This is a genomic window from Propionibacterium cyclohexanicum, from assembly GCF_900111365.1.
Taxonomy (GTDB): Bacteria; Actinomycetota; Actinomycetes; order Propionibacteriales; family Propionibacteriaceae; genus Propionibacterium; species Propionibacterium cyclohexanicum.
In genome coordinates this window covers 1-7,532 of the sequence record NZ_FOGZ01000042.1, presented here as the reverse complement: position 1 = coordinate 7,532, position 7,532 = coordinate 1, and the positions used below count along the sequence as shown (strand labels likewise).

The 7,532-nt window shown below is 67.3% G+C and carries 5 protein-coding genes; 1 reads left to right on the top strand and 4 read right to left on the bottom strand.

Annotation, left to right across the window (positions count from 1 at the left end; translation table 11 throughout):
* Window positions 1-211: 211 nt before the first annotated feature.
* The 4 genes from BMX93_RS12390 to BMX93_RS12370 all read right to left on the bottom strand — a co-directional run bounded on the left by BMX93_RS12390 (window position 212) and on the right by BMX93_RS12370 (window position 4,777).
* Window positions 212-835 carry a SanA/YdcF family protein gene (locus tag BMX93_RS12390; protein ID WP_143052921.1) on the bottom strand — a complete coding sequence of 208 codons (624 nt, stop codon included), beginning with the start codon at window positions 833-835 and terminating at the stop codon, window positions 212-214.
* Between the two features lie 68 nt (window positions 836-903).
* On the bottom strand, window positions 904-2,592 hold the full coding sequence (gene pgi, locus BMX93_RS12385; protein ID WP_091971598.1) for a glucose-6-phosphate isomerase: 1,689 nt from the start codon (window positions 2,590-2,592) through the stop codon (window positions 904-906).
* Window positions 2,593-2,661: 69 nt separating this feature from the next.
* The gene (locus BMX93_RS12380; RefSeq protein ID WP_091971596.1) at window positions 2,662-3,726 is read right to left on the bottom strand and encodes a C40 family peptidase; all 1,065 of its coding nucleotides are present in this window, start codon (window positions 3,724-3,726) and stop codon (window positions 2,662-2,664) included.
* 313 nt (window positions 3,727-4,039) lie between these two features.
* Entirely contained in the window at window positions 4,040-4,777 is a 738-nt protein-coding gene (locus BMX93_RS12370; RefSeq protein ID WP_143052920.1) for a beta/alpha barrel domain-containing protein, read from the bottom strand.
* A 97-nt stretch (window positions 4,778-4,874) separates the two neighbouring features.
* Between BMX93_RS12370 and BMX93_RS12365 the strand changes: the two genes are divergently transcribed.
* On the top strand, window positions 4,875-7,427 hold the full coding sequence (locus BMX93_RS12365; protein WP_091971587.1) for a DEAD/DEAH box helicase: 2,553 nt from the start codon (window positions 4,875-4,877) through the stop codon (window positions 7,425-7,427).
* Window positions 7,428-7,532 lie beyond the last annotated feature (105 nt).

Below are 7,532 nucleotides of genomic sequence, written 5' to 3'. Positions count from 1 at the left end.
ATCCTCGGAAGGCCTCGGCCACTATCCGGGCACCGACGCGCCGCGCCCTCCCACCACGGCTGCTGCGTCGCCTACACCCTCATCTGGGAAGAGCCTCTTCTTGGCTCACCGCCTCCCGACCGATTCGGGACAGGCGCGCTGTCCCCGCCACGCATGCGGGTTCCGGGGACGAGCCGCAGGCCGAGCCATGAGCCGGATCTGGCATGATCCCCTAGCGGATCGGGGTACTCGCCGCGAGCGCGCGGGCCACGGCATCGTCGGGCGCCAGTCCAGCCGCACCGCGCATGGTGGCTCGATCGGCGATCAGCTTCACTGCCGCCGGCAGCTCGCGCAGTCGATAGCGCCACCAGCGAGCCGTACGGGCTCGGCTGCGATCGGGTGCTCCCTGCGCATCGATCCCCAGCATCCGACAGGCCGCCAGGGCGCGAGGCAGGTGGTAGGCCTGAGTGACAACGACCAGTGCATCAACACCGTAGACGCGCTGGGCCCTCAGACAGCTCGACCAGGTGTCCATCCCCTCGCCGTCGCAGACCACGCAGCGGCGAGGGACGCCCTGGTCGGCCAGGTAATTCGCCATGACATCCGGCTCGTCATAGCCTTCCTCGGCATGGCCGGAGACCAGGATCACCCGAACCTGCCCTTCTCGCCACAGCCGGGCAGCCACGTCAAGACGCGCCCGAAGATAGGGAGTGGGTCGCCCGTGCCGCACTCCGGCACCGAGCACGAGAGCGACTGACCGACCGCCCAGTCCTGCGCCGGGCGCCATCGCGCTGCGCGCCAGCACCTGCACGACGCACTCGGCTGCCAGCAGCACCGCCGCAATGACTGCAGGCACGACGCCCAGGAGCCGGAGCCGCCACCCCAGGCGACGAGGACTGGGGCCGACCCCGGCGCCCACTGTGACTACCGCTCGGAGCTGTCGGCGCGCAGGCTCGTGTAGTTCTCGATGAGCAGACGAGTCGATGTGTCCTGTGCATCCAGGGCCTGCTCGTCACCCCCCAGCGCCGGAGCGATTTGCAGGGCCAGCTTCTTGCCGAGCTCCACGCCCCACTGATCGAACGAGTTGATACCCCACACAGCGCCCTCGGTGAAGGTGATGTGCTCGTACAGCGCGATGAGCTCGCCCAGCACCTTGGGCGACAGCGTCGGAGCGAGGATCGACGTCGTGGGCCGGTTCCCGCTGAACACCCTCGCGGGCACGATCTCCTCGGGAGTGCCCTCCGCCCGAACCTCGTCGGCGGTCTTGCCGAAGGCCAGTGCCTTGGTCTGGGCGAAGTAGTTCGACATGAACAGGGCGTGGACGTCCTGGCCGCCCTCCCGCAGCGGATGCGCCGGGTTCGCGAAGCCAATGAAATCGGCCGGTATCACCCGGGTGCCCTGGTGGAGCAGCTGGTAGAAGGCGTGCTGGCCATTGGTGCCGGGCTCACCCCAGAAGACCTCTCCGGTCTGGGTGTCCACTGCACTGGAATCCCAGCGCGTCGACTTGCCGTTCGACTCCATCGTCAGCTGCTGCAGGTAGGCCGGGAAGCGATGCAGATACTGCGAGTAGGGCAGCACGGCATGACTCTGGGCGCCGTAGAAGTTCACATAGAGCACGTTCAGCAGACCCATGAGGGCCGGCACATTGTGATCAATCGGCGTGGTGCGGAAGTGTTCGTCGATCTCGTGGAAGCCCGCGAGGAAATCGGCCCAGTTCTGCGGGCCCACCGCGACGAGATCAGCCAGGCCCACCGAGGAGTCGACGGAATAGCGTCCTCCGACCCAGTCCCAGAAGCCGAAGGCATTGTCGGTGTCGATGCCGAACTCGGCGACCTTCTCGAGATTGGTGGAGACGGCCACGAAGTGCCTGGCTATTGCCCGAGCCCGCTGGGCCGAACTGCCGTCAATCGTACCGGAGTGCTCGAGGGAGTTGATGAGCCAGTTCTTCGCCATCCGCGCATTGGTCATGGTCTCCAGCGTTGTGAAGGTCTTGGAGGCAATGATGAACAGCACGGTCTCGGGATCGACGTCCCGGGTCTTCTCGAACATGTCCGTGGGGTCGATGTTGCTGATGAAGCGGCACTCGATGGTGTCCGACTTGTAAGGCTTGAGTGCCTCGTAGACCATCACCGGGCCGAGATCGGAGCCCCCGATGCCGATGTTGATCACGGTGCTGATCGGCTTGCCGGTGACACCTGTCCACTCGCCCGAGCGGATGCGTTCCGCGAAGGCACCAGCCCGGTCGAGGACCTCGTGCACCTGGGCGACGACGTCGACGCCATCGACGACGAGCTGCGCGCCGGCGGGAGCCCGCAAGGCGGTGTGGAGCACGCTGCGATTCTCGGTGGTGTTGATCTTGGCGCCGCCGAACATGGCGTCACGACGGCCCGCTAGATCAACTTGCTCGGCCAGGCCCACCAGGGCGCCGTGTATCTCGGGAGTCAGGTAGTTCTTCGAGAGGTCAACAATGAGATCGCCGGCGCGGAAGGTGTAGTTCTTCGCGCGTGCCGGGTCGGAATCGAACCAGGAACGGAAATCCACGGAGAGCCGATCGCGCAGCTCGCCCAGTGCGGCCCATGCGGGAGTGGTCGTGGGATCAACCGGAGAAGTCATGCCAACAGCCTAGAGCCCTGGGCCGTGTGCGAGTTCGCTGCATGGCGCACATGGCGGGGCAACCCGAGCTCAGCCGACCCGCACCGCCCCGGATGTGGCCATACTGCTCATATTCGAGATCACCACGCCGATGCCCACATCGGCGGCGTGGACAACCTTGCCGTCGCCGATATACAACCCGACATGCTCATTGCCGTAGAAGAAGACCAGGTCACCGGGCTTCAGAGCCGAGGTGGACACCGGGGTTCCCGCGCCCACCTGGGCGTAGGTGGTGCGCGGGATCGATACTCCCGCGGCTGCATAGGCGGCCTGCGTCAGGCCCGAGCAGTCGAATGCATTCGGTCCGGCAGCACCCCAGACATAGGGCTTGCCGACCTGGGCCAGGGCGTAGTTCAAAGCAGCCTGCGCAGCGCTGCTGGCGACTGCCGAGGCGGTGGTCGCCTTGGCCGCCGTCGCCGAGGTGGTGGACGCCGCAGGTGCGCTGGTGGCCTGAGTCGCGGTGGACGATGCCGCCACCGCAACCTGCTGGGCGGCGGCCTGCTGAGCCGCATTCCGCTGGCTCGAGGCGGCAGCGGCCTTCTCGGCGGCGGCCTTCTCGGCGGCGGCCTTGTCCGCCGCGGCCGCGGCATCGGCCGAGAGCTTGTCGGCAGCCGTCTTGCCGACCGAGGCCAGCGTCGCCGCACGCTGCTCATCGGCTGCCGCCTGAGCCTGCTGCTGGGAGCTCTCGCTCTCCAACCGGAGCGTCGCGGCGTCTGCGATGGCGCTGTTGCCCAAGACCTCGGCGTCGTCTGCTGCGGGCAGGGAGGCCACCAGGGCCACCGAACTGCTGCTCGGCGCGCTCACGGAGGTGTTCACGGGGCGGGGCTGATTGGCCGCAGCCTGAGGAGCCAGCGAGATACCCAGGCCGAGTGCCGAGGTGAGGAAGGCTGCTGCGGCAGGAAATGCAAGACGGGTGCGCTTGGTGTGCGGCCTGGTCGCTGCGGTGTCGAGGGCAACATAGGCGCGACGGGGCGTGCAGTGATCGGTGCCCAGGACCGCGACCTGACTGATGCCGGAGATCTGCGCGCGACGGGGGGCCGTGATCTCGATGATGGAGTCGGCCGACTCCTCAAGGAGTGCTCTCTTGGCGGGCACTGGCGACTTCTTTCCTCAGCTGGCGGGCGCCGAACGGCCCGCAGGCGGACGCGATCGGATCGACAGCAATGATCATAAAGATTCCCTGAGAGAAGTTCAAGATGCTTGGCCGCTGCTTTCGCCGCCGCTCCCTCTTCTGCACAGCCAGCACCACCTCACCTGCGCCGACACCGCCGACCGCGCGAACCACGTGGCACCTCACCGCTCGACGCGCCCCGAGAATTCAGCGCGAACTCAGGATCGGGCCTGGGGATCTCACCGCTCGAGGACGCACGAGGCACGGACACACCAAGAGGGTGCCCTTGTGCCCCGATCAGGCCGAGCGATGCCGCGCCAGCATCGTGCTGGCATCGGCAGCGCGCTGGCGAAGCGAGCCGAAGTCCTCGCTGCTGAAGACCCGTGACAGCACACTCGTCGACAGGCTCACCGCCGCCGCACCCTGCTCGAGCCATTCGGCGGCCACATCATTGTCGGTGACAGTGGGAACAAGGGTTGCCTGCGGCACGATCTCGGGAAGCGCGTCCGCATACCGGCGCCCGAACACCTCCGCCGGACGCACATGCACCCCGCATGCGCCGCCGCGCTGCCAGGCCGCGGCCACCTCGTCGGGTGTCAGCGCATCGAGCAGGAAGGGCAGCCCCGCCGTCGCGAGGGCCGTCAGGGCTTGCGGATCGGGGTGCGAGCAGATCGCGAAGGCGGCTCCGGCCTCGACTGCAGCCCGGGCGTCCTCGACCGAGCGAACCCCGTAGCAGCCGATCGTCGCCCGGAAGGAGTAGATGGAGATGAGCGTGGCCAGATCACTGCCCCCGGCGGCACCCCCGGAGTCCTGCGTCCCCCTGGAACCCGCGAAACCGAACGCCAGAACGTCCAGCCCCTCCTGGACGAGTACCTCGGCGACGGTCATCACCCGGTCGAGGCCCTTGTCGGGCACAAGCACCACGCCACGGCCCCTCGTCAGGGCGTCAGGCAGGGCTGCAGCGCCGAGCGGGGCGCGCTCTCGCGCCAGATCCGCATGAGTCGACTCCTGGTATCCCTGCCCCGTGCCTGTCACACCCACATCATGCCCGACATGATGAAGCGCCGACCGCCAGCCCGGCAGGGCCGGGCGCGCCAGGACGGTTTCGGCGCTCTGAGAGGATGGACCGGTCATGAACAAGACACTTACCCAGCTCTTGCCCTCGGGAGCCATCGCCCAGGACCCTGATGTCCTCTACTCGGTCTTCAACAACTGGGTGCACGGGCAGGGCATCGAGATGTACCCCCACCAGTCAGACGCGCTCGTGGACCTCCTCACCGGCGCCAATACGATCATCACCACGCCCACCGGCTCGGGAAAATCGCTCATTGCCACCGCGGCGCATTTCGTGACACTGGCCCAGCACGGCCGCAGCTACTACACAGCGCCGATCAAGGCGCTGGTCAACGAGAAGTTCTTCGCGCTGTGCGAGATCTTCGGGTCAGATGTGGTCGGCATGGTGACCGGCGACGCCTCGGTGAATCCGCAGGCCCCGATCATCTGTTGCACGGCCGAGATCCTCGCCAACATCGCGCTGCGCCAAGGAGCCGACGCCGATGTCGACCTGGTGATCATGGACGAGTTCCACTTCATCGCCGATCCGGACCGGGGGTGGGCCTGGCAGGTGGGTCTGTCCGAGTTGCCGGACTGCCAATTCGTCGTCATGAGCGCCACTCTCGGTGACGTCACCCGGCTGGCCCACAACCTGGGCGAGTGGACCGGGCGACAGACCTCGGTCATCGGCAATGCCGAGCGCCCAGTGCCGCTGACCTACCACTGGTCGATCAGCCCGCTGCACGAGACGATCGAGGAGCTCGCCTCGACCGGCCAATCGCCGGTCTACATCGTCCACCCGAGCCAGGCGGCGGCCACCGAACAGGCCCAGGCTCTCATGAGCGCCCACCTGGTGGACACCGAGCACCGCCGCCGCATCGTGGCAGCGATCGGCGGCTTCCGCTTCTCACCGGGCTTCGGCGCGACCCTGTCGAAGATGCTGCGCCACGGCATCGGCGTGCACCACGCCGGCATGCTGCCGAAATACCGTCGGCTCGTCGAGCAGCTCGCCCAGCAGGGATTGCTGGTAGCCATCTGCGGCACGGACACCCTCGGCGTGGGCATCAACGTGCCCATCCACACCGTGCTGTTCACCTCGCTGAGCAAGTTCGACGGGCGGCGCTCCCGACTGCTGCGCAGCCGGGAGTTCCACCAGATCGCCGGGCGGGCCGGGCGCGCGGGTTTCGACACGATCGGATATGTGGTGGCCCAGGCACCCGAATACCAGGTCGAGAACGAACGGATCGCCAAGAAGTTCGAGAACGACGAGCGCAAGCGAAAGAGCGTACGGCGCAAGAAGCCGCCGGAGGGCTTCGTCAACTACACCGAGGCCACCTTCCGCAAGCTCATCGAGTCGGTCCCCGAGACCTTGCATGCCCGGATGCGGGTCACCCATGCGATGCTCATCAACCTGCTGGCCCGCGACGAGGACACCGCGCAAGCCCTGGTGCACATCGTCGACGCCGCCGTGGACGACCGTGCGGTCCGCCGCCGGCTGCTGCACCGGGCAGTGCAGCTGGGACGATCCATGATCGAATCGGGCGTGGTGGTGCGCCGCACGACACCCACGGCAGGCGGACGGCGCTACGAACTCAACGCCGAACTGCAGGATGACTTCGCGATGAACCAGCCGCTCAGCGCGTTCGCGATGGCGGTCCTGGAGACCCTTGACCCCGCATCGCAGACCTTTGCGCTGGACGTGGTGAGCGTCATCGAGGCCACCTTGGAGGATCCATGGCCGGTGCTGCGCGCCCAGCAGTTCGAGGCCCGCGGCGAGGCGGTGGCCGAGATGAAAGCCGAAGGCATGGACTACGAGGACCGCATGACAGCCCTCGAAGAGGTGAGCCATCCCCAGCCGCTCGCCGAACTGCTCGAGGCGGCCTACACCACCTTCACGGCGAGCCGCCCCTGGCTGGTCGAGTACCCCTTGCACCCCAAGTCGGTGGTACGCGAGATGTACGAGAGGGCGATGACCTTCGGGGAGTACTGCGCCTTCCACAAGGTGCAGCGCTCGGAGGGCACTGTGCTGCGCTATCTCTCGGATGCCTACCGCGCACTGCGCCAGACAGTGCCGATCTCGGCCCATACCCCCGAATTCGACGAGTTGCTCACCTGGCTGGGCACAGTGGTGCGCATGACGGACTCCTCGCTGCTCGACGAGTGGACGCGGCTCGGTCAGCAGATCGACGACGCAGCTGCGGACGAGCAGACCGGGACGACCTCGCGGGCGCTGTCGTCGAACCCGGCGGCACTGCGAGTGCTGGTGCGCAATGCGCTGTTCCGCCGCGTCCAGTTGGCAGCCGACGACGATCCCGCCGGGCTGGCCGCCCTCAACGCCAACGACCCGTTGGCCACCTTCGGCTACCCACAGTGGGACGCCGCGCTCGGCGACTACTGGGACGACCACGACGAGATCGGGGTCGGGGCGCAGGCCCGCGGTCCGCAGTTCTTCAGCCTCGACCCATCGGGCCGGACATGGGCAGTGCGCCAGGTCATCGACGATCCCGAGGGCGACCACGACTGGGCGATCCAGGCCACGGTTGACCTGGACGCCTGCGACGAGACCGGTGATGTGGTCGTGCATGTCATCAGCTTCGGGCGGATCGACGGCCTCACCGCCACCCGCAACTGAGCGGCGCTGACTAGGGCGTGTCTCCCAATAGGCGTGTCCAGGTGAGGATGGTGCAGAGGGTGACGCCTGCGCGGTAGGTGATCGCGAGTTTGTCGTACCGGGTAG